25 protein-coding genes and 2 other annotated features (1 of these 27 cut by a window edge) are annotated in these 26,241 nt (G+C 46.2%); of the genes, 6 read left to right on the forward strand and 19 right to left on the reverse strand.

The annotated features are described in order from the left end of the window. Positions 1–98 (reverse strand) — a binding site (T-box leader); it reaches 248 nt to the left of the window's first position. A 65-nt stretch (positions 99–163) separates the two neighbouring features. Then, positions 164–520: a binding site (T-box leader), on the reverse strand. Between the two features lie 87 nt (positions 521–607). From tsaD to HW560_RS31800, 6 genes are all read right to left on the reverse strand, one after another. Continuing rightward, the gene (tsaD, locus tag HW560_RS31775) at positions 608–1,663 is read right to left on the reverse strand and encodes a tRNA (adenosine(37)-N6)-threonylcarbamoyltransferase complex transferase subunit TsaD (protein ID WP_090894294.1); all 1,056 of its coding nucleotides are present in this window, start codon (positions 1,661–1,663) and stop codon (positions 608–610) included. After that, the gene (rimI, locus tag HW560_RS31780) at positions 1,660–2,181 is read right to left on the reverse strand and encodes a ribosomal protein S18-alanine N-acetyltransferase (protein ID WP_179265547.1); all 522 of its coding nucleotides are present in this window, start codon (positions 2,179–2,181) and stop codon (positions 1,660–1,662) included. The genes tsaD and rimI overlap by 4 nt, the downstream gene beginning before the upstream one ends. A gap of 16 nt (positions 2,182–2,197) precedes the next feature. Continuing rightward, entirely contained in the window at positions 2,198–3,046 is an 849-nt protein-coding gene (tsaB, locus tag HW560_RS31785; protein WP_179265964.1) for a tRNA (adenosine(37)-N6)-threonylcarbamoyltransferase complex dimerization subunit type 1 TsaB, read from the reverse strand. A 2-nt stretch (positions 3,047–3,048) separates the two neighbouring features. Beyond that, positions 3,049–3,531, reverse strand: coding sequence for a tRNA (adenosine(37)-N6)-threonylcarbamoyltransferase complex ATPase subunit type 1 TsaE (tsaE, locus tag HW560_RS31790; protein ID WP_053783473.1), 483 nt, complete (start codon positions 3,529–3,531; stop codon positions 3,049–3,051). A gap of 191 nt (positions 3,532–3,722) precedes the next feature. Further along, a complete protein-coding gene (locus HW560_RS31795; RefSeq protein WP_053783520.1) occupies positions 3,723–3,899 on the reverse strand; it encodes an H-type small acid-soluble spore protein in 177 nt (58 codons plus the stop codon). 5 nt (positions 3,900–3,904) lie between these two features. Further along, positions 3,905–4,201 (reverse strand): hypothetical protein, encoded by a 297-nt coding sequence (locus HW560_RS31800; RefSeq protein ID WP_090894289.1) that lies wholly within the window; start codon positions 4,199–4,201, stop codon positions 3,905–3,907. Between the two features lie 197 nt (positions 4,202–4,398). On the opposite strand from HW560_RS31800, the gene HW560_RS31805 reads away from it, so the two are divergent. The 5 genes from HW560_RS31805 to ligD all read left to right on the forward strand — a co-directional run bounded on the left by HW560_RS31805 (position 4,399) and on the right by ligD (position 9,799). Beyond that, on the forward strand, positions 4,399–5,310 hold the full coding sequence (locus tag HW560_RS31805) for a non-homologous end joining protein Ku (RefSeq protein WP_090894287.1): 912 nt from the start codon (positions 4,399–4,401) through the stop codon (positions 5,308–5,310). 303 nt (positions 5,311–5,613) lie between these two features. Continuing rightward, complete coding sequence (locus HW560_RS31810; protein WP_090894285.1) at positions 5,614–6,483, forward strand: VOC family protein; 870 nt, start codon at positions 5,614–5,616, stop codon at positions 6,481–6,483. A gap of 217 nt (positions 6,484–6,700) precedes the next feature. After that, entirely contained in the window at positions 6,701–7,798 is a 1,098-nt protein-coding gene (locus tag HW560_RS31815) for a GerAB/ArcD/ProY family transporter (RefSeq protein ID WP_177185631.1), read from the forward strand. Positions 7,799–7,867: 69 nt separating this feature from the next. Beyond that, positions 7,868–8,833, forward strand: coding sequence for an ATP-dependent DNA ligase (locus HW560_RS31820; protein WP_090894281.1), 966 nt, complete (start codon positions 7,868–7,870; stop codon positions 8,831–8,833). A 75-nt stretch (positions 8,834–8,908) separates the two neighbouring features. Beyond that, entirely contained in the window at positions 8,909–9,799 is an 891-nt protein-coding gene (gene ligD / locus HW560_RS31825) for a non-homologous end-joining DNA ligase (RefSeq protein WP_090894278.1), read from the forward strand. 59 nt (positions 9,800–9,858) lie between these two features. Here ligD and HW560_RS31830 read toward each other — a convergent pair whose 3' ends face one another. Further along, positions 9,859–10,767, reverse strand: a complete 909-nt coding sequence (locus HW560_RS31830) for a YitT family protein (protein WP_090894276.1) — start codon at positions 10,765–10,767, stop codon at positions 9,859–9,861. Between the two features lie 346 nt (positions 10,768–11,113). Next, positions 11,114–12,553: a cardiolipin synthase gene (gene cls, locus HW560_RS31835; RefSeq protein WP_179265548.1), complete on the reverse strand. Its 1,440-nt coding sequence runs from the start codon at positions 12,551–12,553 to the stop codon at positions 11,114–11,116. Between the two features lie 376 nt (positions 12,554–12,929). On the opposite strand from cls, the gene HW560_RS31840 reads away from it, so the two are divergent. Further along, entirely contained in the window at positions 12,930–14,288 is a 1,359-nt protein-coding gene (locus tag HW560_RS31840) for a hemolysin family protein (protein WP_179265549.1), read from the forward strand. Positions 14,289–14,421: 133 nt separating this feature from the next. Here HW560_RS31840 and HW560_RS31845 read toward each other — a convergent pair whose 3' ends face one another. From HW560_RS31845 to HW560_RS31895, 11 genes are all read right to left on the reverse strand, one after another. Continuing rightward, a complete protein-coding gene (locus HW560_RS31845; protein WP_179265550.1) occupies positions 14,422–16,011 on the reverse strand; it encodes an alpha/beta hydrolase family protein in 1,590 nt (529 codons plus the stop codon). Between the two features lie 51 nt (positions 16,012–16,062). Then, positions 16,063–16,917 (reverse strand): DUF1648 domain-containing protein, encoded by an 855-nt coding sequence (locus HW560_RS31850; RefSeq protein ID WP_179265551.1) that lies wholly within the window; start codon positions 16,915–16,917, stop codon positions 16,063–16,065. A 269-nt stretch (positions 16,918–17,186) separates the two neighbouring features. Continuing rightward, positions 17,187–17,582: a GntR family transcriptional regulator gene (locus HW560_RS31855; protein ID WP_090894262.1), complete on the reverse strand. Its 396-nt coding sequence runs from the start codon at positions 17,580–17,582 to the stop codon at positions 17,187–17,189. A 214-nt stretch (positions 17,583–17,796) separates the two neighbouring features. After that, on the reverse strand, positions 17,797–18,870 hold the full coding sequence (locus tag HW560_RS31860; protein ID WP_090894260.1) for an AI-2E family transporter: 1,074 nt from the start codon (positions 18,868–18,870) through the stop codon (positions 17,797–17,799). A gap of 214 nt (positions 18,871–19,084) precedes the next feature. Continuing rightward, entirely contained in the window at positions 19,085–19,879 is a 795-nt protein-coding gene (locus HW560_RS31865; RefSeq protein WP_179265552.1) for an ABC transporter permease, read from the reverse strand. Next, entirely contained in the window at positions 19,872–20,780 is a 909-nt protein-coding gene (locus tag HW560_RS31870; RefSeq protein WP_090894255.1) for an ABC transporter ATP-binding protein, read from the reverse strand. The genes HW560_RS31865 and HW560_RS31870 overlap by 8 nt, the downstream gene beginning before the upstream one ends. 527 nt (positions 20,781–21,307) lie before the next feature. Then, positions 21,308–21,826, reverse strand: a complete 519-nt coding sequence (locus tag HW560_RS31875; RefSeq protein ID WP_179265553.1) for a hypothetical protein — start codon at positions 21,824–21,826, stop codon at positions 21,308–21,310. Between the two features lie 88 nt (positions 21,827–21,914). Further along, the gene (locus HW560_RS31880) at positions 21,915–22,481 is read right to left on the reverse strand and encodes a VanZ family protein (protein ID WP_177185629.1); all 567 of its coding nucleotides are present in this window, start codon (positions 22,479–22,481) and stop codon (positions 21,915–21,917) included. A gap of 44 nt (positions 22,482–22,525) precedes the next feature. Beyond that, on the reverse strand, positions 22,526–23,443 hold the full coding sequence (locus tag HW560_RS31885; RefSeq protein WP_179265554.1) for an LCP family glycopolymer transferase: 918 nt from the start codon (positions 23,441–23,443) through the stop codon (positions 22,526–22,528). A gap of 39 nt (positions 23,444–23,482) precedes the next feature. Beyond that, positions 23,483–24,814, reverse strand: a complete 1,332-nt coding sequence (locus tag HW560_RS31890) for a UDP-glucose dehydrogenase family protein (protein ID WP_090894244.1) — start codon at positions 24,812–24,814, stop codon at positions 23,483–23,485. Next, the gene (locus HW560_RS31895) at positions 24,811–26,199 is read right to left on the reverse strand and encodes a sugar phosphate nucleotidyltransferase (RefSeq protein WP_179265555.1); all 1,389 of its coding nucleotides are present in this window, start codon (positions 26,197–26,199) and stop codon (positions 24,811–24,813) included. The genes HW560_RS31890 and HW560_RS31895 overlap by 4 nt, the downstream gene beginning before the upstream one ends. Between the last annotated feature and the right edge of the window lie 42 nt (positions 26,200–26,241).

Below are 26,241 nucleotides of genomic sequence, written 5' to 3' on the forward strand. Positions count from 1 at the left end.
TCCCGGGCGAGATTCAAACGATTCCAGCCACTGCGTCGCACCACCCCGCAGCTCTCTGTGCGCTTCATCGTTTTACTGCTCCCGTTCATTACATTTATGATATGTGACCATGCATTCATCACCATTTTGAAAATCAAAAAAGCCTGCCATCTCCTGCAATAATGCAAGAGACGACAGGCTGTTCACCTTCGCGGTACCACTCTTGTTGACTTTCATTTCCTTCGAGCTGATCCTGTATGCGTCCATACCGTTATCATTGCCCAAAGTGACAAAAGCCCCCTCAGTTATTGTTGATCTTCGACCGATATGTTATCCGGCTTCATCAACAACGGCCCATTCACGGAGGCAACCCGTAACCATGTACTTTGGGCCATCATCGGCCTTCGGCTTCTCCCGGGGAGTTACCGTGTTCCATCGTTCCGCTTCCAGGTGAGTTTCAGGTTTCCTTCGACTGCGTTGCACCACCCCGCAGCTCTCTATGACCGGGAATTACCCTACTGTTCCTGTTCATTGCGTTTCAGTTCAGGAATCTGAATTCCTGTTTTAATTTGTAATTAATATACAGTCTTCACTTGAGACTGTCAAGTCTTCAAATACATGAATTATTCTACAGCGATTGAACAGACCATGCCTCAAGTGAAAGTCCCGGATCAGCCTTGGCATCGAATTCCGAGATTTCTCCCCGCTGCCATTTCAAATACGCCGCAGCTCCAATCATGGCGGCATTGTCGGTACAATACTCCATTGGCGGGATCAGCAATTCGAGCCCTTCCTTCGCACAACGCTCCTGCAAAGCTGAACGCAATCCGCGGTTTGCAGCAACGCCACCGCATAACAGCAATTGACGCGATCCATATTCACGGACAGCCCTTACCGCTTTTTCTACCAGCACTTCGACGACAGCTTCCTGAAAGCCTCGTGCCACAGCGGATGGTTCAAGCGTTTCTCCACGCATTTTGGCTTGATTCAAAACATTCAGTACAGCAGACTTCAGGCCGCTAAGGCTGAAATCATACGAATCGGCTTCCAGCCAGACGCGTGGCAAAGGTACCACCTGCTCTGCTTCAGCAGCCATCCGGTCCACATGCGGTCCTCCCGGATAAGGACAACCCAGTGCACGCGCCACTTTGTCATAAGCCTCGCCTACAGCATCGTCACGCGTACGTCCGATCAGTTTGAACTTGCCTTCGGATTCCATATGCACAAGCTCGGTATGACCACCCGAAACCACCAGTGCCATCGCTGGATATTGCAGCTCATGGGTAAGTCTGTTGGCATAGATATGTCCCGCAATATGATGTGTGCCAATGAGCGGTTTGCCAAGGGCCATGGCCATGGTTTTCGCAGCTACGATGCCGACCAGCAATGCACCAACCAGTCCAGGCCCTTGCGTCACAGCAATCGCACTTAGATCACGCGGACGGATGCCGGATTGCTCAATAGCCTGTTCCAACATCAGTGTAATGACTTCCACGTGTTTACGCGAAGCCACTTCAGGCACAACCCCGCCAAATGCCTTATGTGTCTCGATCTGACTGGAGATCAGATTGGACAACACTTCCCGTCCATCCTTGACTACCGCTACGGATGTTTCATCACAGCTTGTCTCCACGGCCAATATATAAGATGGTGCTGAACTTACCTTTTCATTGAAATCCTTCATGAATCCGTTACGCTTCCTTCCTCTTCGCCGCTCCGGCTCGCAGGCGGCAAATTCGCCCACATAATCATCGCATCTTCCCCATTGTCGGAGTAATACCCTTTGCGAAGACCAGCCGATTCAAACCCTTTTTTCTGATACAAGCTCTGGGCAATCCGATTCGAAACCCTGACTTCCAGCGTCATTCGCTCCATCCCGAGATAAGTCGCTGTTCTCATCAGTTCGTCCAGCAGTTTCTCGCCGAGCTTGCGTCCACGATAAGCTTCACGGACAGCGATATTGGTAATGTGGGCTTCATCCATGATCGTCCACATGCCGGCATAGCCGATCGCTGTACCTTCCAATTCCATAACCATATATTTAGCAAAATGATTGTGTGTCAATTCATTCTGAAATGCTTCTTCCGTCCAGGGCAGGGTGAAGGCCTCATGTTCAATAATCATGACATCGGGAATATCCTCCAGCGTCATGAACCTGAACTGAAGCGCTGCTTCCTGCTCGTCACTCTCCACATTGTCCATCTGCTTCCCCTCCCTTTTAGCCTTTGCGCAGCAGGTTGGCTTCCGCTTCAGCCAGCTGGGTATAGTTCGGCACGAGCGCATGCACGTCATCTCGCTGACCTGCAAGCAGCGCCTCGGCGCCTAAGCGCCCAACCCAGCGGCCCTCCAGCTCATAGGGTACGAGCTGGAGCGCCGTTCCTGCGGGGCAGCGAAGCTCAGCCGCTGCTGCCGCATGCGGGCCCGTCTCGCCGACAATCCAGACGGCAGCGGGCCGCTCTTCCGGCGCCGCTTCCGCCATGCGGGCGGCGAGGGCTTCCAGCCATCCGTCCACCAGACGGATGGCATCGGGCGCCAGCCGCCGGGGCGCAGCGCTCCCGGCGGAGGCGAACAGCGCGGTATAGGCTTGACCGCGCCGCGCATCCACAAGCGGAACGATCCAGTGGACAGGGGCGGCACCTGTGCCGCCCTGGTCCGCGGATGGCGTTCCGCCAGCCCCTGCTGCGGCATCCCCTGACGCAGCTTCGGCCTTGGCGGCGAGGCCGCTGTGCCAGCCGCCCCAGGCCAGGGCCTGAAGGCTGGACACCCCGACAACGGGGATGTCCCACGCCCAGGCCAGCGTCTTCGCCGCGGTCACCGCAATGCGGATGCCCGTGTACGATCCCGGGCCAATGCCGACGGCAACGCCGTCCAGCTGTCCTGGCTGCGTGCCGCTGGCTTCCAGCAGCTGCTCCATCACAGGCACGACGTGTACCGAATGGTTGCGTTCTGCCCGTTCATTGCGTTCTTCCAGAAGGGCGTGGCCTTCCATCACTGAGGCTGCCATCACCGCAGTCGAGGTATCCAACGCCAAAAACCGCTGGCGCGGCTGTTTTTGTAAATCTTCCATCATCATTTGACTCCATTCTGTCTGAACTGTCGGCACATGGCAGCATACGTCTCGCCATACCCATCCAGCGTAATCGTTCGATCCTCCGGACCGGTCGTCTCGATCTGCACATGCAAGTGTTCCTGCGGCAGCAATTCGGGAATGATGCTGGACCATTCCACCAGACTGACTCCGGCACCATAGAAATACTCATCCAGTCCAAGCTCGTCCGCTTCTTCCAGCGATATGCGGTACACATCCATGTGATATAAGGGCAGACGCCCTTCATATTCCTTGATCAGTGTAAACGTGGGGCTGTTAACCACATCACGTACACCCAAATGCCATGCAAACTTTTGTGAAAATGCCGTTTTGCCCGCGCCCAGATCACCGTCCAGTGCAATCACCATGCCGGCGGTTGCCTGTTCAGCGAGTGCGGACGCGAGTACTTCTGTATCTGCAATGCCATGGGAGTGATACACCCACTGCTCATGCGTCTGATTCAATATACGCCCCACCTTTGGCGGTCAAGCCGCCTGAGTTCACTTTGAACTTTATTATATCGGTCCCATTCTCCCCCCGCAACATCGAAGGATCAGAAGCAGAACGGAAGACAGGCCACCATTCACACGAACGACAAATAAACCGGCACCTGACGGCACCGGCCTTTCCTGACATCCTTTACCAAACGTCTCTTTTACTCTTCCAAACGATCTACACGTACCGTCTGGGTATTCCCCGGTCTGCTGCCCACTTGCACCGTTGCCATACCATTCGCTTCATCCACATTTTCGATCCAGACCGGATCTCCTTCTAATGTAACTGCAATCGTATCTTTGGAATCATAAATGGCTTTCGCACGTTTAACATCCATCATTATTATTCATACTCCCCTTCCGGATCTTCATGTGATTCCCGTACCATGCTATCTGTCGTACTGTCACCGATATAACCGTTATCTTCCGTAACTTGTCCACCGCCCAAACCCTCATTCACCATCCGGTCAATGTCAAGCATGAACGACTCCCGGTCAAGCGGCAGTTCTTCTGAGGTAATAGCCTCCCAGTTAACCGCTGTTGCAGGCGTATGAAAATCTTCAGACCCTTCCGACTCGGCACGAGGATACGGAGAGAACGTATGGGCGTGAGCTTCAGCTTCGTCTCGTTTGTTCTTCATAGGGGTACCTCCTGACGTGATAGTTGATAACTAACATCATCCTCTTTCAAACCCAGCGTTTTAGATCGCAGATCTTAAAGGATGTTTCTGTTATCATCCCCCACTCTTTCTGAAGCATACCGTTCCGGTGAAATAGGGTTATCCCGCCCACGAAATGCCCATACTATTCATAAAATGTTCTCGGAAAGGAGCCGTTCATGCATACAGTCTGGAAAGGTGCCATCAGCTTTGGTCTGGTTCATGTTCCTGTCAAAATGTTTTCGGCTACCGAAGACAAAGACATCTCCATGCGTTATATTCACAAAGTCTGCGGCAGTCCACTTGCTTATGTACGTAAATGCCCTTCCTGCGAAGTTGAGGTTCAATGGGAAGAAATCACCAAAGGATATGAATATGAGAAAGGCAAATTCGTTTTGTTCGAAAAGGACGAGCTTGAAGCGTTAAATGATTCCAGCAGCAAAACCATTACCATTCTGGATTTTGTGGATTTAACGGAAATTGATCCGATTTATTTTCAAAAAACGTATTATCTATCCCCCGATCAGGCGGGAGGAAACGCCTACCAGCTATTAATGACAGCCATGCGGGATACAGGAAAGATCGGCATCGCCAAGATATCGATTCGTTCCAAAAGCAGTTTGGCTGCCATCCGTGTGCTGGACGATTGCCTCTCCATGGAAACCATTTTCTATCCGGATGAGATCCGTCCCGTCTCTCAGGTTCCCAACCTGCCCGAGGTTCTGAACGTAAACGAGAAGGAATTGACGATGGCCAAACTGCTGATCGATCAATTATCTACTCCTTTTGAACCCGGAAAATATACAGATGACTATCGCGCCAAACTGCTGGATCTGATCAATCACAAAGTGGCCGGTGAAGAAATCAAAATTGCTCCGGCCAAGCCGGAAGCCAATGTCATGGATCTCATGGCAGCGCTGCAAGCAAGTATTGAAGCTGTGAAGCCCATTCCATCCGATCCCGGAACCACCACAGCCAAACCTAAGAAACGAGCTCCCAAGAAAACGTCGGTCCAAGCAGCGGCTGGAGGAGAAACAGAGGCTCCTGCTCCTTCGAAAAGAAAGAAGGCTGCTCCTAAGCCCAAGGCTTAAACAGCAAACAGCACAGGATTCACTTGTCACTAACATTAACATTGGAAATCCGGCTATGGAGCCGGATTTTTGTTTTGCATTCCATGTTTGCAGCAGTCCTCACACAAGAATGATCCCACTACGATGGAAAATACAATTGACGAAAGTTGATTTATATTTTATATTAACTTATGAAAAGTAACTTATTTATAAATGTACAGTTGAGTCTCCTATCTACATGAGCTATGACATTACAATAGTCTGTTTCATTACCAATGCGAGAACCGTAAAAACAACTACACTTGTTTACAGGAGGAAATCCTTATGACTTCTACTTATCAAATTCCTGCTACAACCCATCTGGGTGAAGTAAGTCTGCGAATCAGCAATTTGGATCGATCCATTCAATTTTATACCGAGGTGGTCGGACTGAAACTGCTTGAACGCAGCGAAAAAGTCGCTACCATGACAGCCGATGGAAAGCATTCGCTTTTGCGCCTTGAGCAGTTAGCCAATGCAGTGACGATGCCTGTTCGCTCCACAGCAGGTCTGTATCACTTCGCCATCCTGCTGCCTGACCGCAAATCGCTGGGTCTTGCCCTCCGCAATCTGGCTGAGTCGGGCATTGAAATTGGTCAGGGTGATCATCTGGTCAGTGAAGCATTCTACATTTCCGACCCGGATCAGAACGGTATCGAGATCTATGCAGACCGTGCACGGGACACTTGGAAGCGGGATGCAGATAATAACTACATTATGTCAAGTGATCCTGTTGATGTAGACAGCCTGTTCGCTCTGGCCGCGAACGAGCCTTGGCAGGGATTGCCTGCCGGAACCGTTATTGGTCATGTTCATTTCCACGTACGTGGTCTGGAAGAATCGCGCCGCTTCTATACAGGCGTGCTTGGTTTCGACATCGTTGGTAACTTCGCCAACATGTCTGCCCTGTTTGTGTCCGCAGGCGGTTATCACCATCACATCGGACTGAACATTTGGGCTGGTACAGGCGCACCTGTGACTCCGGCCAATGCGACAGGCATTGACTACTTCACTATCATTTATGACGGAAAAGAATCATTGGAACAAGCTGTTGAACAACTACGTCAATCAAACGCATCGATCGAACAGCAAGGTAAGGACTGGTTTACTGTAGACCCGCAGAATATTCGCATTCGCTTGACCACAACGAACTAACACGGGAAATCCGTGACAATAATATTGTGTATGAAGCTGCGTACTCTGATTAGCCCGGACACCAATTCCCTCGCTCCATATAGGGAATTCAGTTGCCCGGGCTTTTTTGCCTACCTTTTATTATGTTGATATATGCCTTTATCCATTTCCTAATAAAATTGGTGCAATTGGCGCATCCTAACCAAATATCTAGATCGACATGCGAAGGAGAACCCATATGATTGAGAAGGGGCGTTTAACCGTAAGACAACTGGGCTCACTGATGTTCTTATGCACGATTGGTGAGCAGATTATCGTCTTCCCCTCGATGATCACCTCATATGCACATCAGGATGCATGGTTGTCCGCAATATTGGGCGTTGCTGGAGGAGCCGGGGTTTTGTCCATTATGCTTGTTGTTTACAAACTGCAGCCCCGAATGAATCTGATTCAACATGCATTGCATACTCTTGGACCCTGGATCGGGGCCTTCATCAGCTCTTTTTATTTATTCTATTTTCTGATAAGTACCTCTGCGTTCATAAGGGAAATTGGGGATTTCATGACGACCCAGATCTTGCCTGAATCCCCGCTCTTCATTGTGAATTTGCTCTTTGTTTGTACTCTTGTCTGGGGACTCTTATCTGGTCTGGAGCCCATAGGCAGGAGCGCCGAGGTATTTCTTCCCCTGATCGTGCTGTTTCTGCTCATTCTGACCGTCTGTCTGTTCCCACAATCACATCTGGACAACATCAAGCCTGTTCTTGGAGAAGGCTTACTGAATCCCTTTAAAGGATTTGTCGCTGTGCTTACCTATCCTTATTGTGAATTGTGCATCTTTCTTATGCTCTTTCCTTATGCCAAAAAGGAAGCTCATTGGGAAAAGGATATCCTTCTGGCAGCCATCATAGGGGGATTAATGCTTACCCTAACGCTAACGATCTGCCTGTTGGTCATGGGGCCATTTATGACGCAGCACCATTGGTTCGCAGCATTTAATCTGTCGCTGAAGATCAATATAGGCAACTTTTTGCAGCGAATCGAAGCCTTTATGGCTTCCGTCTGGATTATTGCCGTGTTTTTCAAGAGCATTCTGTTCTTCTATAGCTTTGTACTCGGAATGACTCATCTCTTTAAATTGTCCAGCTATCGACCACTTATCTTGCCGGGCGCCCTGTTGATTCTGGCTATGTCCATTATTCTGGCTCCCAACGAGAACTTCTATCTCAAAGTTGTTATTCCGTATTGGATTGATTGGGACCTGACCTGTGGCATCGGAATTCCTCTGCTGCTCATTATGGTACATAAACTAAAGGTAAAGCTTCGGAAGGGCTAACCCCTGTTCCACTCAACTTAGATGATCAACCTCCAGACAGATTTGAAAGAGGAAAGGAGTTTTTGGCACATGTTCAATCCCCTGGTTCCTTTTGAACCTGTATCCCGAGATGTAATCCCTACCGGGCAAAACTGGATTGCCCAAATCAAATGGGATGGGGTCCGCATGCTTGCTTACGAGGACGGAAAGGGAATTCAGTTAATTAATCGCAGATTACACAACCGAACTGTACAATATCCTGAGCTGGTCCAGCCACGCAATCTGTGCTCCGTCCCTTCTTATATTTTGGATGGAGAGATTATTGCCCTTGACCCGGATACGGGAAAACCGTCCTTCTATCACGTGCTGCGGCGAGATCGCATGAGCAGACCGGATGGCATTGCCCAGGCTGTATACCAGATTCCAGTGACTTATATGGTATTTGATATTCTTTTCTGCGATGGGGCATGGGTCACAAATCAACCACTTGCAGATCGTCAGCGTCTGCTGCATCAAGTTCTGAATCCTGCTCCCCATGTTCAGGAGGTGACCAATACGTCAGATTCCGATGCCCTGCTCACTGTGATGAGACAGCACCAGATGGAGGGAATTGTATGCAAAGACCTTTCCAGCACCTATGCAATCAACGGTAAGGATCAACGCTGGCAGAAGGTCAAGATTTTCCACGACCTATATGCGATGATTGGCGGAGTCACCTACCGCAGCGGCATCGTGAATGCAATCGCAGTCGGTGTATACGATGGGCCTAACTTTGTCTATATTGGTCATGTCGGCACTGGTAAATTGAACTCGGACTCCTGGCGTAAACTAACCGAAGAAGTACAACCTCTCATCCGAAAGGTTAGACCCTTTCATAACATACCCGAGAGAAGCGCGGAGACGACATGGGTCGAACCAAGCATCGGCGTCAAAGTGCAATTCATGGAACTGACCCACCATTTCACCCTACGTCACCCAAGCATCCAGGCTTTTGCTTCGGTAAAGCGAGATGAGTGTCAAATCAGCCAGATCAGTCATCTTATTTCAGAACCATAAACCACCTTCCATCCGCCTGAAATAGTAAGAGGGCTTCCCTTAAAATCATACTTGTCACCAAAGGAGGTGTTCTTCATGGCCCATACAATAAAGGGCACCATAACCATTAATGGAATGGAGCTTACAGTGACCAATCCGGACAAGCTGTTATGGCCCGAAGCAGGTGTGACCAAGGCAATCTATTTGCAAAAGTTGGCGGCACTGGCTCCCTATCTGCTTACGTACACCCGAAATCGGCTGCTCACCACGATACGTTATCCACATGGTGCAGGCGGCCAGTTTTTCTATCAAAAAAATGCCCCGGAGCCCGTTCCGGAATTTGTACGAACCGAGATACATGACGGGATACGATATGTGGTGATGGAAAACCTTCCTGATCTGTTATGGCTTGGCAATCTGGCCGCTCTGGAATTTCATCCTTCCTTACACGCCGTAGACAACCATCTGCCTTGCGAGTGGATGATTGATCTCGATCCTTCGCAGGAAGAAGAACCTCGCATCATGCAGGCTGCACTGATCGTGGGGGAAACGCTGACTTCGCTTGGTCTGAGATCGGTACCGAAAACCTCCGGTGCCACAGGTGTACAGATTATTGTTCCGATCCGCCAAGGTGTAACCTTCGATGAGTTAAGGGACATCGGTTATTTTGTAGGCAAATACGTTACTCAAAAACATCCGGATCTATTTACACTGGAACGACTTAAAAAAGACCGGGGCGATCGTATTTATTTTGATTACCTCCAGCATTACGGCGGCAAAACGCTCGCAGCTCCTTACACTCCCCGCGCCAAACCAGGTGGTACTGTGTCTACTCCGCTCACATGGGATGAAGTTCGGAACAACGTTTCGGTCAAGGATTACCACTTGATGAACATCGTGGAACGCCTGACGCAGACCGGGGATCTGATCGCAGCTGTCGAACCCCAACCCGTTGAACTGGTCATCCAGCATTTAAAACAAAAATAGCCGGTCACCCTCAAACCAAGGGTACCGGCTATCTTTTCGTTTAGGCGCGATGAGATTCGCTAATGTATACCTTTTTTCTTGAAACGTCCGCCCTTCACATCGTGAATGTTACCAATCGCTACAAAGGCATGTGGGTCCCAATCTTCAACAATGGACTTCAGTTTAGCTTCTTCCAAACGGGTAATCACCACAAAGATAATTTTCTTCTCATCTCCACTGAAGCCGCCCTCTCCATCCAGGAAAGTGACGCCGCGACCAAGACGGTCTGTCAAGGCAGAACCAATATCACGGTATTTCTCACTGATAATCCATACCGATTTGGATTGATCCAATCCTTCATTCACAATATCAATCATCTTCATTGCAATATAATAAGCAATCATGGAATACAGGGCGTTTGGCCAGCCAAACACAAAACCTGCACCTGCAAAAATAAATACGTTAATGAACAGTACGATCTGACCTACAGACAATGGTGATTTCTCACTTAACAGAATAGCTACAATCTCCGTACCATCGAGTGAACCACCAGAACGAATGACGAGACCAACACCAACCCCCAAGATCAATCCGCCAAATACAGCTCCAAGCAGCGGTTCACCTGGCGTCAGTGCAGGAACGTGGTGTAACAATGATGTTCCAATCGACATTACGACGATCCCGAGCAGTGTAGATAACGCAAACGTTTTACCAATTTGTTTATATCCCAGAATCAGGAAAGGCAAGTTAAGCAAGGTCAGGAAAATTCCGAGTGGCAGATGTGTAATCTCTGACACCATAATCGAGATCCCTGTTATTCCCCCATCAATAACGCCATTCGGCACGAGAAATACTTCGAGTGACACAGCCATCAGTGCAGCACCGACCAGAATCATCACAATGCGCTGCAGAAGCTTCAGTGAAAACACCGAGCTCTTCACATTGCGGTCCGGCTTGGATGTTAGTTCTTTAACCGATACATTGGACATGGTATCCCCCCCGTTTTGATCAATATGTGAATCCATTTCATAAATCATTTAAGTACCCAGAGGAACCCTGCATACAGAGGAACAACACCGTTCCAACGCTATATGCACCCCGTTATAAAAGCACCTAAAGGCTATATGAAATGTATTCAAGTATGTCTTAATTCCGGTTGACACTTCCAAAAGAGAGCAAAAGGGAGCCTGTTTTCCCGCAGACTCCCCTCCTTCGCCAAGACATAATTTATATAAACATTATATCATAAAAGATCAAATTTGAGCAAAATAGTTAGCAAAAAGAAGATAAATTCACAAAAAGTGAATTTATCTTGAGAAATTCGCCCTATAACGGCTAAAGCAGCGGAGAAAGCATGCGAGAAAGCATTTCTGCCCCTTTTTGCCACCGTGAACGCTGCTGAAACGCCTTCACTTCAATCTGGCTGCATTCATCCAGATCACGCTCAAAATCCTCGGTCAGCCGGTCCATGGATGATGTCTCAAACAACACGGCGGTCAACTCAAAATTGCAGAAAAAGCTGCGCATATCCATATTGGCTGTACCTACCGTCGCAAGTAAATCATCCACAATCAGGACCTTGGCGTGTACAAAACCTTTGCGATATTGATAAAACTTCACTCCTGCACGTAACAATTCTTCCACATAGGACATAGACGCCAAATGCACCAGCCGGGAATCTGATTGATACGGAATGATGATTTTCACATCGACCCCACTGACGGCAGCCGTCTTAATAGCTTCGTATAATGCAGGATCTGGAATGAAATAGGGTGTTGTGATGTATATGCGTTCGGATGCCACCGAAATCGCTCCAAAGCACATTTCCTGAATAGCATCCCAGTCCTGATCCGGCCCGCTGGCCAGAATCTGAATCCGTTCTTCCCCACTGCATATATGTGGCGGGAATAGCTCTGTCAGTTGAGGCTCAGTAATCTGCTCGCCGGAAGCGAGCTTCCAGTCGTTCAAAAACGTATTTTGCAGGAAATATACGGCATCACCTTCGATCTGTACATGAGTATCGCGCCAGAAGCCAACCTCCGGATATTGTCCGAGATAATCATCACCTATATTAATCCCACCCACAAACCCAATCCTTCCATCCACCACAACAATTTTACGGTGATTCCGGTAGTTCACCCTCCGGTCAATCGTTGCAATGAGCGGCGGCAGAAAATAATGAAACTCCACACCTGCGTCCTGAAACTTGCGGATAAAGCTCCAGCTCATCTTGTGACTGCCGAGTCCATCGCAGATCAAACGTACTTTGACGCCTTCTTTTGCCTTGCGAATCATCACATCCTGAAACTTTGTACTGATGACATCATCCCGAAAAATATAAAATTCAACATGCAGATGGTGCTCTGCCTGTTCCATGGCCCTCAACATGGCTTCATATGTCTCTTCACCATTCGTCAGTATTTGACTCCGATTGCAGCCTGTAATTGGGCTCTCAGACAGGTGTGACAGTAAATTGAACAAACGGTGCTGATGGATGTACCGGCTGCCCGACATCTGATCGGCATGCTCGATAATGTGAGCCTGCTCCCAGATCGTTTCCCGTATTTCCCGAAAGATTCGTGAACCGCCTTTACGGACCTTCTTACGTTTGCTGTAGTCCTGGGCGACAAAATAATACACAACAAAGCCGATCAAGGGTACACAGAATAAAATAAAAAGCCATGCCACAGCTTTCGCCGGATTGCGGAATTCCAGCAACAGAATGGTGGCTGCCTGAAAAGTAAATACGAGCAATATAATAACCAGCCAAAACATTCGGCTTCCTCCTCATGGCAAGGGGTAACCTTGCCGTTCTCTCTCACTGTACAAGCTTTGACGATAAAGCCTTTAGCTAATCATTAGATACCCAATGTATGCACTGTTCGTAACGTTTGCTTAGATAAAATTTTACATACACATCTGATCTGCAATGGCGCTCAGCCAGTTCATTCCATGCTTTGGCGTTGTATATTCTGACTGTGTTCCCCTCTACATATGATTCATTCCAGTCTGCCGATCAGCACTCCATCGCCATTTCGCACACTCTGTCTTCCAGACTCTTCCTCTTTTCTTGATCGGAAGGTGGTCTTCTTACGTAAAATTAGATATAATATTCGTTAAAAACTTATTACTTAAAGGAGAAGACTAGTTAATGGACAGTGAGAGGTATGCGTTAAATTTAGTATTGGTTGCTTTTTTGATAGGACTTTCGGCATTTTTTGTAGCGGTGGAATTTGCACTCGTAAGAATTCGCCCGAGCCGGATTGACCAAATGATTGCAGAAGGAAACAAGCGTGCCTTGGCTGTTAAACAAGCCGTTGCCAACTTGGATGGATATTTGTCCGCCTGTCAGTTGGGTATCACGATTACATCTCTGGGACTGGGCTGGCTGGGAGAACCCACGGTAGAGAAAATTCTCCACCCTGTGTTCGAAAGCATGAACATGCCGGAGGCAGTTTCTTCATTCTTATCGTTTGTTATTGCGTTTGTCGCCATCACGTATTTGCATGTGGTAGTTGGTGAACTTGCACCTAAAACGATTGCAATCCGTAAAGCCGAAGCCGTTGCTCTACTGACGTCTACACCTATCATCTGGTTTAACCGAATTATGTATCCTTTTATCTGGCTGTTAAACAGCTCAGCGAATCAACTGGTCAAGTTATTCGGAATCAAACCTGCATCGGAGCATGAAGATGCGCACTCCGAAGAAGAATTGCAGATTATCATCAATGAAAGCTTTGAGAGCGGCAAAATCAACCAAGCTGAGTTCGGATATGTAAGCCGGATTTTTGCTTTTGATGACATGCTTGCCAAAGAAATCATGGTACCCCGGACTGATATGGTCTGCCTTTATGTCAATAGATCGAACGAGGAAAACCTGGATATTATCCGTCAAGAACAATACACTCGTTTTCCAGTGGTAAATGAGAGCAAAGACGATATTATCGGTATCATTAATACCAAACAATTTTTCCTGGAGTTGTACGGAAACGAAGAACCTGTCGATCTGTCTTCCCTCATTCAGCCGGTATCGGCTGTTCACGAAACGACTCCGGTCAAGGACCTGCTCAAGAAAATGCAGAAGGATGGCGTGCATATTGCCGTTCTGGTTGATGAGTATGGAGGTACTTCCGGGATTGTAACGATTGAGGATGTGCTGGAACAGATTGTCGGTGAAATCCGGGACGAGTTCGACGCAGATGAAGTCGAGGATATTCAGGTCATCAATGAAAATTATGTCATTATGGATGGCAAGGTTTCGTTGTCCAAAGTAAACGACATGTTCACGTCAAACCTGGATGCAGATGAGTGGGATACCATTGGGGGATGGCTTTATAGCCATCGTCCAGAGATGAATGAACAGGAAGAATATGAGTTCGAGAATCTGACCTTCGTTTTGCTGGAAAAAGACAAGAATCGCTTCTACAAAGTCGCTGTTGTTCCCAAAGAACCACTGACCATGTCTGATTACACCGATGAAGACGATAAAGAGTCCAATTGGGCTAAATAAAGCAACTCCTTCAATATATAAATAAGAAGAGCACTTGCCTACATTGGTAAGTGCTCTTCTTATTATTTCTGGTTGAATGTGTTACTTCCCCATGGTATCACTCAACCAAGAATGGAACTTACCGTCCCGTTTTTTAGTTTGATTTTAATACCCACTTCGCAATATCATCGATAATGGCTTTGGAGACATTAGATGGCTCAGCGTACTCTTGACCAATTGAAAGTCCATCATAGCTGGATAACAGATGATTTACTTTTGGATAGCTATTGTACGTTACATTGGTATGACCTTGAAGAGCCGATTTCCAGGTTTGGAATTGATTCATAGACACTTGCACATCATTTTCGCCTTGGATAATAAGCATAGGGGTATTTTGTGTTTTAGCCAGTTCCGCAGGCACATAATCTCTCTGCTCAAACCACCAATAAGCAGGTTGAAGTGGAAACGCCTCAGGAAGATGATCTACAGAATATTGAGGATCTTTAACGATCGCAGCAACATTTTTATAAAAATCAGCTTGTTCTTTGATGATCTTCGTGTCTAAACCTAGCCGCTCCATCCGGTCTACCAATTCGTCCTGCTGCTCGGTAAGCACATCCACAAAGCTGCTGCTTGGTGCAGCAAGCAGAATACTTCCTGCAATATCATGTTGTTTATCCTCAGCAATGATTAACGGCATTGCAAACCCGCCTTGACTATGTCCAGCCACAAAAATCGCTGTAGGATCAATATTTGAATTCTTTTTAAGCAAATCTACTGCATCGTTTACCTGATCTACGCTTTCTTGTTTTAATGTGAATTTAGGCTGTGAAGCCACCTTATAGGTATGCTCATACGTGACCTTATTGTATCTTAATACAGCAACGCCTTGTGAAGCTAAACCTACCGCAAGATCGCGAAACGGCTTTGCACCACCAATGGCAGCATCTTGATTGCTAGCCCCGGATCCGTGTACCAGAATGACAACTGGGAAAGGTCCCTCTCCCTTGGGCAAAGTTAATGTCCCTGGTAAAGCTAAATCACCTTGACCAACCGTAATATCCTGTTCTGTGTAGGCAGATGGGTCGTCGTAGCTTGGTTTTTGATACACATCTGGAGTAGCGGCCGCAATGTACAAGTCATCCACAAGTCCGTTATGGTTCATTCTGACCGTAATATTTATAGAAGTAAGCTCTGTCTTGAACGTGTAGGTAACATTGCGATGCACTGTGTTATTTTCTACGTGTTTAGCTATGGCTTTATTTGTGATTTTACCATTTTGTCCTTCTAATGCTGCCCATAGCTGACTCAACAACGTGGGTGACAACACTCCGCTAACAGAGGTATGAACATACTTCGCAGCTTCCTTGCCATTGCCCTCACTTATAAGTGAAATAAATATGTCCTCAGGTGCTCCCTTCAGCGTCTCGGCAAGAAATCCCGCATCCATTAAGGTAACTCCTTTCGTTAGCTGAACAGGATTGTCTAAGGGGACGACTTGCCCATTCACCAACGCCTGTTTCTCTCCAACCTTAGCTACAATCGTAAGCTCATTTTTTCGTATGGTGATTTGTCCTGTTTTTTGTTGCCAAGATACCTCTGCCCCATTCTGTTCTGCAATCTCACGAATAGGAACCAGATTTTTAGTCCCAGCGGGTTGTTCAGCAGCTGCTGAGATGGATGTTATCGGCAGAATGAGACCTACTAAAGTAAGAGAACATAATAGCTTTTTCCAATGGTTCATCGTCATAACTCCTCCTAATCATTTTTATGTTATGCATAGATCTATGAGCATTTATTGGCTCAGAACTCTGCTTATAACAACAATAGCAATGATAAGTAACAACAGGACCCAGGATAGTGGACGAGCGAAGTTAATCGTCCAGCCTATGCCATAACGTTTTTCTACGGTAAAAGAAGGATCATTGGCATTGAAGTAAATAAAACCAAGCTTCCAATGATCATCGTCATTCACAGGCTGCTCCTTGGATCGTTCACGACCCTCTTGATGATTCCGAATTTTCCCACCGCCTTGTCTGCCTGTGAGAGATAGCCCTATCGCGCCTAACAAGATCAGCACAGGGGTGATGAAGCTAATACCTTTTAACAAGACGAGATTTGGGACGAACATATTCATCTGAATGAAGGCAAATAAAATGGTAAGAAGCAACCCCGTTATGATCGTAAATAGGGACCACTTACGGCGGAATTGAATATTTTTAGCAGCAAATTGGGCTGGATCAGACGTGGAAAGCTGTTGTTTGCTTGTTTTAATACTCCAGTTCACCAGCATCATTAGTGCAATGATGCCTAGCTGCACAAGATTAATAGCCAGTACCGAGAGGTAGGTTTTGGGCGTACTGGAAATGACATTGCCCTGAAGATCATATTTCATCGGAATGACGTTAGGGAGTGCGTTATAATTCAAGATTGTAATGATCGCAATGCTTACAATAATAGCCATGTGAATGAGAAACCAATAGTTGGAATAGGTGAGTTTATTTTGGCGGAAGGTGGTATCGATTTTAACCCGTTGAGGTGTTTCTACAGTTGTAAGTGTTTCTTTTATCTTTTTCATCTTGAAATGAAATAACATATTTAATGCAGCCCAGTACACAATGAAAATCATTGTGCAAACACCGGTAATCATTGCGGTAGACTCTTCATTAGCAGATCGGAGTAAATACAGGCAGACAAGTATAATAATCCCGTTTCCGATTAGACTTACGGTAGCAAACGTTCTCCGTAGCTTACGTAAGACTGGTGTGTAGTAGTTATATTCACTTACCGTAACCCCAAAGCTGATTGTTTCCCTTGTCACATATGGTGCAAAGGATAGAAGTAAGGCTAACGGAGCAAAGATTAAAATGATAGGTAATATACTAAATAGTTGCATACATAACACACTCCCTTGATTCTTTATTCTTTGTTGTGACCTATCTTCACATCATCATACATTTGGTCTAACACCGCAGATAGTTCCTCCTTGGTCATTCCGCGACAAATCGCTTCGGCAATAATCGGTCTTAATTCTCTTTGCTGCTTTTTCAAAAAATCATCCGTTAAATCAGGCATTCCATCAGGGTTCACTACGACTCCCTTTTGTCTATGAACTTGAATGTATCCATCTTGCTTGAGTAGTGTATAAGCCTTGTTGACCGTATGAAGGTTAACCCCAATATCTGCGGCCAAATTCCGAACCGAAGGTAGCGCCTCACCTAGCTGTAACTCACCACTGGCAATACCTTCGATAATTTGATAAACAAGTTGCGAATAGATGGGAAGTTCGGATTGCATATCCAGTTGAATAATCAAGAGTTCACCTTCTCTTTGTTATCTGTTATATATCAAGTATAACAGTTATAACACAAGTGAGCAATATATATGAAAAAAAACCGCATATCCATCGAAAGGGTAAGTTTCCTGACCCTCCACCATTGATATGCGGCTTATCCTGTTGAGCTTATCGATATGTTTCAAGAGCAAACATTAGTGGTGACACATGACACAGTTGTATTTCAAATTCCATTCAGAGCTCAGTCTTATCTTCAACTATCCGATAATGGATTTTGCGAACTATAATTTTGATAATCATATATAGCGGAATAACGATGATCATCCCAAGAATATTTCCCAGATCTGCACCTACGAGCAGCAAGATGACGGTAGTCAACGGATGAATGTCCAACTGTTTGCCATAGACATAAGGAGAGATCAGATTGTCCTGGATCTGCTGGGCGATGACAATGATGACAAGCGACCAGATCGCCATTGAAGGTGATTCAATGAACCCCACAATAACGACAGGAATGGCTGCCAGTAAGGCCCCTACATAAGGAATGAAATTCAGAACAATAGATACGGCCGTCAGAAGCAATGCATATGGCAAACCGAGAAAGAGAAAACCAATATACATCAGGATGCCCAAAGCCACATTGACAATGACACGACCTACAATATAGCTGCTCAAAGCTTCGTCGATTTCATGGACCGTCTCTTCTCCATCTTTACGGTAACGTCTCGGCAGCAACAGTGTGAGATTGGTTCCAAATTTGCTGCCTTCCTTGAGCATGTAATACAGCATAATCGGGAACGTCGCCAGAATAATGACCAGATTGGATACGACCGAGAACAACCCGGATACATAATCCGTTACCTGGGCAATCCCTTGACTCAGAAAATCAGAGAAGCGTGAGAACAGATCGGAATCCTCAGGTATATATTTTGAAAGGAAACCACTTCTTTCGAATTCAGCCAACTGATCACTGAGCGAAGTAACCAGTACAGGGGCATTCTCCACAAAATTCAACAGTTGCTCACGCAGTGAAGGCCATACAAGCACACTGAATCCTGCCATAATCAGCGCAATTACCACGTAAATGATAAGAACGGACAGTGCACGCTTCATTTTGTGCCGTTCCATATAGTCGACGAGCGGACGCAGCAAATAATAGAAGAAACCAGCAATCAGCAGCGGAATGATGATGATGTGAATTAGCGAGGTCAGGGGGCTGAAAATAAAGTTGACTTTATCCCCCAAATACACGATGAGCAGCAGCAAAATAATTGCTGTGCATATACGGTAAAACTTGTTGTTTATCAAGAAACGTGATCCCTCCATACGCTGCTCTGCCAAATACGACTGCGGCGATAATATGTATGTAATGCAATTTAATACAGCATGGGCAGCGTGTTCCATTCCAAGCCGTATTCTTATGTATGATTATATGTACCCTTAAATGCTAGTCATGCCACAGTGGATGATGAATATACTCGCTTTCTGAAAAAGAAATTGGGCAAAAAAAAGAAGCAGGCGATTAGCCTGCCACATCTCTTTTGTTGAATACAACCCATGAGATCAACATGAAAATGACATAATATACAGCTAGCACAGCAATAGAAAAGCCAAGTGTCATACCTGCATTTCCATCGTCAAGCAATCCATAATCTGCTGCTGAATCCATATAACGACTGAGATCCATGTTATTGAACAGAACATACTTAGCCCATTCGTAACGAACGGGATTGAAGATCAATGAGAACAAATTCTGTGTAAACATGATAAATAGAGACAAACCGATGGCCAGAGCTCCTGAACGAAACACGGAGGAAACCATAAAGGCAATAGCGAGCGTAATAAACAGGTCCACGTACAGATATCCCCATAGTGCAAATGCGTGTGATGCAGAAGCCCCGCTTCCATTCTGAGTTACGGAATGGGAGAACAGGATATACGACATTACGGTTGCCAGAATAACAACAAGTAATGTACTCAGAATGCTAAATCCAATCACGGTCAAATATTTGGATGCCAGTATTTTGCTGCGTGACCACGGACGAATCAGCAGTAATTTAATCGTTCCCCAGGTGAATTCCCCAGCTACCGCTTCAGCTGCAATGACGACACAGAAGATGGTATTCAGGAAAAAGACGATTTGAACGGTAGTAATAGCTGCTTGCCAGTATGGAACCTCACTGGACCCCATGCCTTGATTAAGAAGAACCGGCATCAACAGCGAGATCAATGCCAGAATGGATAACATAATCCAAGTACGCGGACGACGGAAAATTTTCATGTTTTCATTCATAATGAGATTGCCGAAATTACCCAATGCTTCCGCCCCCAGTCACCTGCAAAAATTGATCTTCCAGCGTATGGGTTACGTTACGGATACCATATACCTGAAACCCTTCACTAACCAGCCTCGCATTCAAGTCCGGAATCTGCTCACGGGATAAACGAATCACAATGGCATTGCCCTGAACTGTAGCCTCGCTAAAGAGTTCGGCTGCACGCGGGGCATCATTTACCTCAAAAGCAACCTCAGTAAGTACGTCCACTCCCGCCTCAGCTCTGAGATTTCTTACATCAATCAATTTGCCATTTTGGATAATCGCAACGGTATCACACATCAACTCCATCTCCGACAACAAGTGACTGGATACAAAGACCGTGATCCCTTCCTGCTGACAGAGCTGACGCAAATAATCCCTAAGTTCCCGTATTCCCTGTGGATCGAGCCCGTTGGTCGGTTCATCCAATACCAATAATTTGGGTTTATGTAATATGGCTTGGGCCACGCCCAGACGCTGGCGCATACCCAGAGAATAGGTCTTTACCTTGTCATGAATGCGAGCTGTAAGCCCAACTCGTTCAATCGTCTCGGCAATGCGTTCCTTCGTAATACCAGGTGACATCCGGGCAAAGTGGACGAGATTCTGATATCCAGTCAGAAACTTGTACATTTCTGGATTCTCGACAATAGCCCCAACCTGAGCTATGGCTTGCTCAAATTCATTCTTCACACTGTGTCCCGAGATGATGATATCTCCTTGACTGATGGACATCAGTCCTACCATCATTCGAATCGTTGTTGTTTTCCCCGCTCCATTGGGTCCTAAAAAACCAAAAACCTGCCCCGGAGAAATATCCAGAGTCAGGTCACTGACCAATGATCGGGAGGAGATGATTTTACTGACGCCCTGAAGACGGACGACCGGCTCCTGCTGCATTCCATTTCCTCCTTCATCAACGAACATTCACATCATGTCCGTTTCTCATATGAAGATAGTGTATCATAATCTTTAGTATATTGTCCCGCAAACTGGGATTTCCCCTGACGTTTCGTATGAACTACACACGCTTCACAGCATCCAAGCGGCATCTCACTCCGATAAAATCCGGTGCGAAATACGTGATTGCCTCCACAGTCCTCTTCCTTTAGTTCGACAGAGCCCCTAGCGACCGACACAATCATCCCACAACTGACACAGTAAAAGCGGTCCATTTCGATCAATGAATTTCCTTCCCCTCACAAGGAGCATTGGAGTCCCTGTTATTTGTCGTTAGACGCTGAATTTTGATACATTTTGTATCTAATTCGTAATTTACTTGACACCGGGACTAATGTCAACCCCCTACAGGTTTAAAAAGAAATGAAATGCAAAAAAAGCTCTATAAATGCGACTAAAGTCTCGCATTTATAGAGCCATCCCAAGTACAAATGATACAATTCGGTTCATCGTATGGGTTGATACTATCAGTCGGCTTTGTCATGCTCAGTCTTGGTATCTCCATTCTTCGGATAATACCAAAGCAGCGTCCAATCGTCCCCATCCTTTACGATATAACAATCCTGCACGATTTGAAATTGACCAAAGGTTCCCGAAAACTTCTGGGTAACACTAATGCGATACGCCTCTGCAAATGGCTTAACGCCATCAATTACCGTAACGTCAAACTCACGCTCTGGTTTTTCCATCTCCAGCTCAAAGGTTTCCACCCCAAAGTGCTGCATGAAAATATGCGCTCTGGACTGTAAATAGACGCTTTTGGGAAAGCGCTCTTTCATCAATGGATGAAACAACTCCCATGAACTGCCGAAATCACCCGTCTGCTCATATTCGTAAAACTCTTGGGCAATGGCAACAGCTTCATCTGGCGCATCTGCACGAAACAGATATGGGATGGTTCTGCCTATGAGCCATAACAGCAGCAGCACAAGTGCTATGAATCCGATCTTTTTAAGTAACGCATTCCGGTTCCTTCTTCGCAGCATGCCCCGTCCCCCCTTGTCCTACTTCCATACTTATGATGGATAGCAAGCAAGTAGAAGCGTGAACTAACGAGCAGCATTTCCTGGGAAATCACTTTCTTTTGACTGAAGAACGCCTTGGGGACCTGAATCTTCTGTAAACAACATTAACACCCATATATAAGGCAATTCCGCCACATCCGCCAAGCAGGTCCACGCCAACATCACGGATTGAACTCGTCCGGTTTGGGCTGAACTGCTGAATATATTCATCAATGGAGGCGATAACCGCTACTACGGTCAACGCAGCAGCGATACAAGCCCACATTCGCAGTTTCCTATATCTCAGCCCACCATAGATAAGCACCGCCAGCACAGCATATACAAATAAATGCGCACTTTTCCGAAATATGAACTCAACAAAATCATACGGTCGTTGTCTTAAGGAATAATCAAGCTCACCGTATGTGAATTGCACATCGGGTAGTGCAAATCCGATCTTCACCTTTTCAGACCATTTATGCAGCCAAGGCTGGATGGTCTGCTGCTGATATGATTGGGTAGAAAAGTGCCAGATCACCAAAACCCAGGCGGCAATCAGCAGCAGTGACAAGATATAAACATAAGGTCGTTGTTTACGCCTATGCTTATGTCTTCGTTTCCCGTAATCCTCCTCCATAAGCAAGGTCCTCACCACTTTCATAAGCCTTCCATTATTTCTGTTTATTTCTCCAAATGTTCTTCAATTATTCCGTGAATGCGATCCCTTTCCTGCTGATCCACGATGTAATAATAAATCCCATTGATTTTCTCGCCTTTACCCTTAATCTCCACCGTATCCACATTCTCCAGATCATTGCGATATTCGAGGAGAAGTTCCTTCATCTCATCAAAAGTAACATCCGTTCTGACATGAGTACCCAGTTCATCTAACATATTTTGGATATGAAGTACACTGGAGAATTGCATTGTATTCTTAAGCATCTGCTTCAGAACCTCACGCTGTCGATCATTACGCCCCAAATCCCCTTTCGGATCATCATAGCGCATTCTTGAAAAACCGAGCGCAGCAACCCCGTCCAGATGAATATTCCCTTGATCGTACCGCTGTCCCTCATAATCAAATGCAAAAGGATTATTTACGTCCACGCCTCCGACCAGGTCGATGATTTTGGAAAAGCCCTCCATATCCACTTTCATATAATAATGAATGGGGACTCCCAAAAATTGCTCGACGGTATTTACTGACATGTCCACGCCTCCGAAGGCATAAGCATGATTGATCTTATCTACTGTATTGTGTCCCACAATGTCTGTCCGTGTATCCCGTGGAATATTAAACATGAGCACTTGTTTTTTCCCTGGATTTACACTCAGTACGATCATCGTATCCGAGCGCCCTCGATCATTCGGACGCTCATCCACGCCCAAAATCAGTGCGTTAAAAGGCTCTTTGTTGTTGATGTCCACCTGCAGCCCACCTCTGCTATCTGTGACCGAGACGGGCTTTACAGGATTTCGGGGCTCATAAATTTGGTCAGCGGTTGATTTAACGGATTGGTAGAGATATATGGCATAACCAAACACAACAACTACAAAAAAGGAAACAATCCAGATGGTAACTTTCATCCACTTTTTCATGGGTTCTGCCTCACTCACATTCAAGATGATGAATAGCGGTTAGATGATTGCTGCCGCTTTCCCTTCCAGCTTCGTCAAACCCGGACGACCAACAGAATAATATTGAAGAGTAGACGCCTGAACCTGTTCAGCGCTATACAGATTACGACCATCAATCATGATGGGATCCTTCATAATTTTGGCCAGTTCATTCAGATCGATATGAGCGAATTCCTTCCATTCAGTCAACACGCACAGGGCGTCTGCTCCTTCAGCAGCATGAAGCGGATTCTCTTCCCACGTGATGGAGGCGACATCTACTTCTTTACGGAAGTTCGCAGTTGCAATGGGATCATAGGCCTTGATTACTGCTCCGGCATCACTTAAATGCTGAATGATATCGATTGCTGGAGCATCCCGCACGTCATCTGTCTCCGGTTTAAACGCTAATCCCCAGACAGCAATTGTTTTTCCTTTTAAAGATCCTAGCGCCTCTTCCAGTTTGTGAATGACATGAAAACGCTGATCCTGGTTTACCTGGACAACCGATTTTAACAGTCTAAAATCATAATCCACCATGCCTGCGATCTGAATTAGCGCCTGTGTATCTTTTGGAAAACATGAACCCCCATAACCAATACCTGCCTTCAAAAAGGAAGCTCCAATACGTTTATCGTAGCCCATGCCTTCGGCTACTCGTGTAACGTCAGCGCCTACTTTTTCACATATATTCGAGATTTCATTGATAAATGAGATTTTGGTAGCAAGAAATGCATTGGAAGCATATTTAATCATTTCTGCCGACCGAATATCCGTAATGATCAGGTTCTCGGTCAATGGCCGATGAAGTTTTTTTAGTGATTTAATCGCACGATCACTGTCTGTTCCAATGACAATCCGGTCAGGATTCAGCGTATCCTTGACTGCAGATCCTTCTCGAAGGAATTCGGGAACCGAAGCCACATCGAAAGGCTGAGATGAAATACTGCTAACCAGCTCACGAACACGATCATTGGTGCCTACAGGAACGGTGCTTTTGGTCACAATAATTTTGTAGCTTTCTATGTGACTTCCAATCTCTATAGCTACTTGCTCCACATAGCTCAGGTTGGCCTCGCCGTTGGGAAGAGAAGGCGTGCCTACAGCGATAAAGATAATATCCGACTGACTAATCGCATCAGCAATATTGGAGGTGAACGATAGTTTGCCTGCTTGCATGTTGGAAGCCATCAACTCTTTGAGGCCGGGCTCGTAGATGGGCACGTTGCCCTCGTTGAGCATCTTCACTTTGGCCTCATTGTTGTCCACACAGATGACTTGGTTGCCGATCTCCGAAAAGCATACTCCCGATACAAGACCTACATACCCTGTTCCAATCACCGCAATATTCATCTTGTTTTCCCCCAATTCACGCAATTTTGGATAATATCTTTCCATTCCATCTCGATTCGTACGATATCCTCTTCCACCAGCTCACTGCCCATCTGAACTTCAATGATTTCAAGTTCTGTGATAGCTCTTACACTATGTTTTCCGCCAGATGGGATTGAAATGGTATCGCCCTGATTAATCTGTTTTAAATCACCATCCAGAATCAACTCACCTTGCCCGGAAACAACTGTCCAAACTTCGTTTCGTTTCAGATGATATTGGTAAGATAAATTTTTATCAGCCCCAATAATAATGCGCTTGGTTAGTACCTCTTCTCCCTGGGAATTCCGTGTATAATCAAGAACTTTATAACAGCCCCAGCGTCGTTCTTCATACATGGGACGTTCCGCACTATCTTTAAGAATTTCTTTGATTTGTGGACTAGCCTCTTTCTCGCTGACCAGAATACCATCTGGGCTTATAGCTACAATTACGTTTGAAACGCCTAGTACACATACCGGGATATTCAACTCATTGACCAAATGTGTGTTTAATGAGCTATCTGTAACTACTCCCTTGCCCACAATGTTGGTGCTCATCTCATCTGTCAGCGTATTCCAGGTCCCAAGGTCTTTCCAATATCCATCGTAAGGAGTAACTACAATTTGAGAGGCCTTTTCAACAACTTGATAGTCGAAACTGATTTTCTCCAGCCTTCCGTATTGTTTGAGCATCTCTTCATATTGAATTGGCAGTTCAAGTGAGATCAGCAGATTAATGAGATAATTCAGCTTGAATGCAAAAACCCCGCAATTCCAAAGGGCAGATTGCTCTATCATCTCTGCCGCTTCAGTCTCACAGGGTTTTTCTTGAAAACGTGATACTTTGGCGTAATGGTTGTGTTTTTCAGTTTCGTGTGGATCGGGAATAATATAACCGTATTTCTCTGAAGGATAGGTGGGCTTCACCCCGATTAATGCGAGTTCCGCACCAGACTCATCCAACACTCCTTCAAGCTCCGTAACTTTATAGAAAAAGGATTCCTCCACATATGGATCAACAGGAAGTACAGCGACCGTTTCGTTCAGACTGACACCCTGTACCGAGTACAGATAAACAGCTGCTAAGGCAATCGCAGGAAAGGTATCTCTGCGTTCCGGCTCTACGACAAGATCAGCCTCATCGCCCAGTTGACTTCGCAAAATCTCCACCTGTGGCTTACTCGTTGCAATCGTGGCCTTTTCGCTTAGCCCTGTGTGCTGCAGTTGCCTCCATACGCGTTGAACCATGGATTCAGTCTGCCCTTCAGGGCCCTCCAGTACTTTCAGGAACTGCTTCGATCTCGTATCGTTGGATAAGGGCCATAACCTCTTGCCTGATCCACCGGAGAGAAGTACGATTCTCATGGTTATCACTCCACTCTCTATAGTTTACTCACATTGGACCCG

This window comes from Paenibacillus sp. E222 (assembly GCF_013401555.1).
Lineage (GTDB): Bacteria > Bacillota > Bacilli > Paenibacillales > Paenibacillaceae > Paenibacillus.

What these genes read in the sequence shown, in the direction of transcription:
- cls (WP_179265548.1), bottom strand. Translation starts at nt 12,553, where the DNA reads ATGTTTTGGCTGGTTATTATATTGCTCGTATTTACTTTTCAGGCAGCC.
- HW560_RS31845 (WP_179265550.1), bottom strand. Translation starts at nt 16,011, where the DNA reads ATGAACCATTGGAAAAAGCTATTATGTTCTCTTACTTTAGTAGGTCTC.
- HW560_RS31870 (WP_090894255.1), bottom strand. Translation starts at nt 20,780, where the DNA reads ATGCAGCAGGAGCCGGTCGTCCGTCTTCAGGGCGTCAGTAAAATCATC.
- rimI (WP_179265547.1), bottom strand. Translation starts at nt 2,181, where the DNA reads ATGGACAATGTGGAGAGTGACGAGCAGGAAGCAGCGCTTCAGTTCAGG.
- HW560_RS31805 (WP_090894287.1), top strand. Translation starts at nt 4,399, where the DNA reads ATGCATACAGTCTGGAAAGGTGCCATCAGCTTTGGTCTGGTTCATGTT.
- HW560_RS31880 (WP_177185629.1), bottom strand. Translation starts at nt 22,481, where the DNA reads ATGGAGGAGGATTACGGGAAACGAAGACATAAGCATAGGCGTAAACAA.
- HW560_RS31820 (WP_090894281.1), top strand. Translation starts at nt 7,868, where the DNA reads ATGTTCAATCCCCTGGTTCCTTTTGAACCTGTATCCCGAGATGTAATC.
- HW560_RS31840 (WP_179265549.1), top strand. Translation starts at nt 12,930, where the DNA reads ATGGACAGTGAGAGGTATGCGTTAAATTTAGTATTGGTTGCTTTTTTG.
- HW560_RS31815 (WP_177185631.1), top strand. Translation starts at nt 6,701, where the DNA reads ATGATTGAGAAGGGGCGTTTAACCGTAAGACAACTGGGCTCACTGATG.
- HW560_RS31800 (WP_090894289.1), bottom strand. Translation starts at nt 4,201, where the DNA reads ATGAAGAACAAACGAGACGAAGCTGAAGCTCACGCCCATACGTTCTCT.
- tsaD (WP_090894294.1), bottom strand. Translation starts at nt 1,663, where the DNA reads ATGAAGGATTTCAATGAAAAGGTAAGTTCAGCACCATCTTATATATTG.
- HW560_RS31890 (WP_090894244.1), bottom strand. Translation starts at nt 24,814, where the DNA reads ATGAATATTGCGGTGATTGGAACAGGGTATGTAGGTCTTGTATCGGGA.
- HW560_RS31810 (WP_090894285.1), top strand. Translation starts at nt 5,614, where the DNA reads ATGACTTCTACTTATCAAATTCCTGCTACAACCCATCTGGGTGAAGTA.
- ligD (WP_090894278.1), top strand. Translation starts at nt 8,909, where the DNA reads ATGGCCCATACAATAAAGGGCACCATAACCATTAATGGAATGGAGCTT.
- tsaB (WP_179265964.1), bottom strand. Translation starts at nt 3,046, where the DNA reads ATGGAAGATTTACAAAAACAGCCGCGCCAGCGGTTTTTGGCGTTGGAT.
- HW560_RS31830 (WP_090894276.1), bottom strand. Translation starts at nt 10,767, where the DNA reads ATGTCCAATGTATCGGTTAAAGAACTAACATCCAAGCCGGACCGCAAT.
- HW560_RS31875 (WP_179265553.1), bottom strand. Translation starts at nt 21,826, where the DNA reads ATGCTGCGAAGAAGGAACCGGAATGCGTTACTTAAAAAGATCGGATTC.
- HW560_RS31895 (WP_179265555.1), bottom strand. Translation starts at nt 26,199, where the DNA reads ATGAGAATCGTACTTCTCTCCGGTGGATCAGGCAAGAGGTTATGGCCC.
- HW560_RS31850 (WP_179265551.1), bottom strand. Translation starts at nt 16,917, where the DNA reads ATGATTACCGGTGTTTGCACAATGATTTTCATTGTGTACTGGGCTGCA.
- HW560_RS31795 (WP_053783520.1), bottom strand. Translation starts at nt 3,899, where the DNA reads ATGGATGTTAAACGTGCGAAAGCCATTTATGATTCCAAAGATACGATT.
- HW560_RS31885 (WP_179265554.1), bottom strand. Translation starts at nt 23,443, where the DNA reads ATGAAAAAGTGGATGAAAGTTACCATCTGGATTGTTTCCTTTTTTGTA.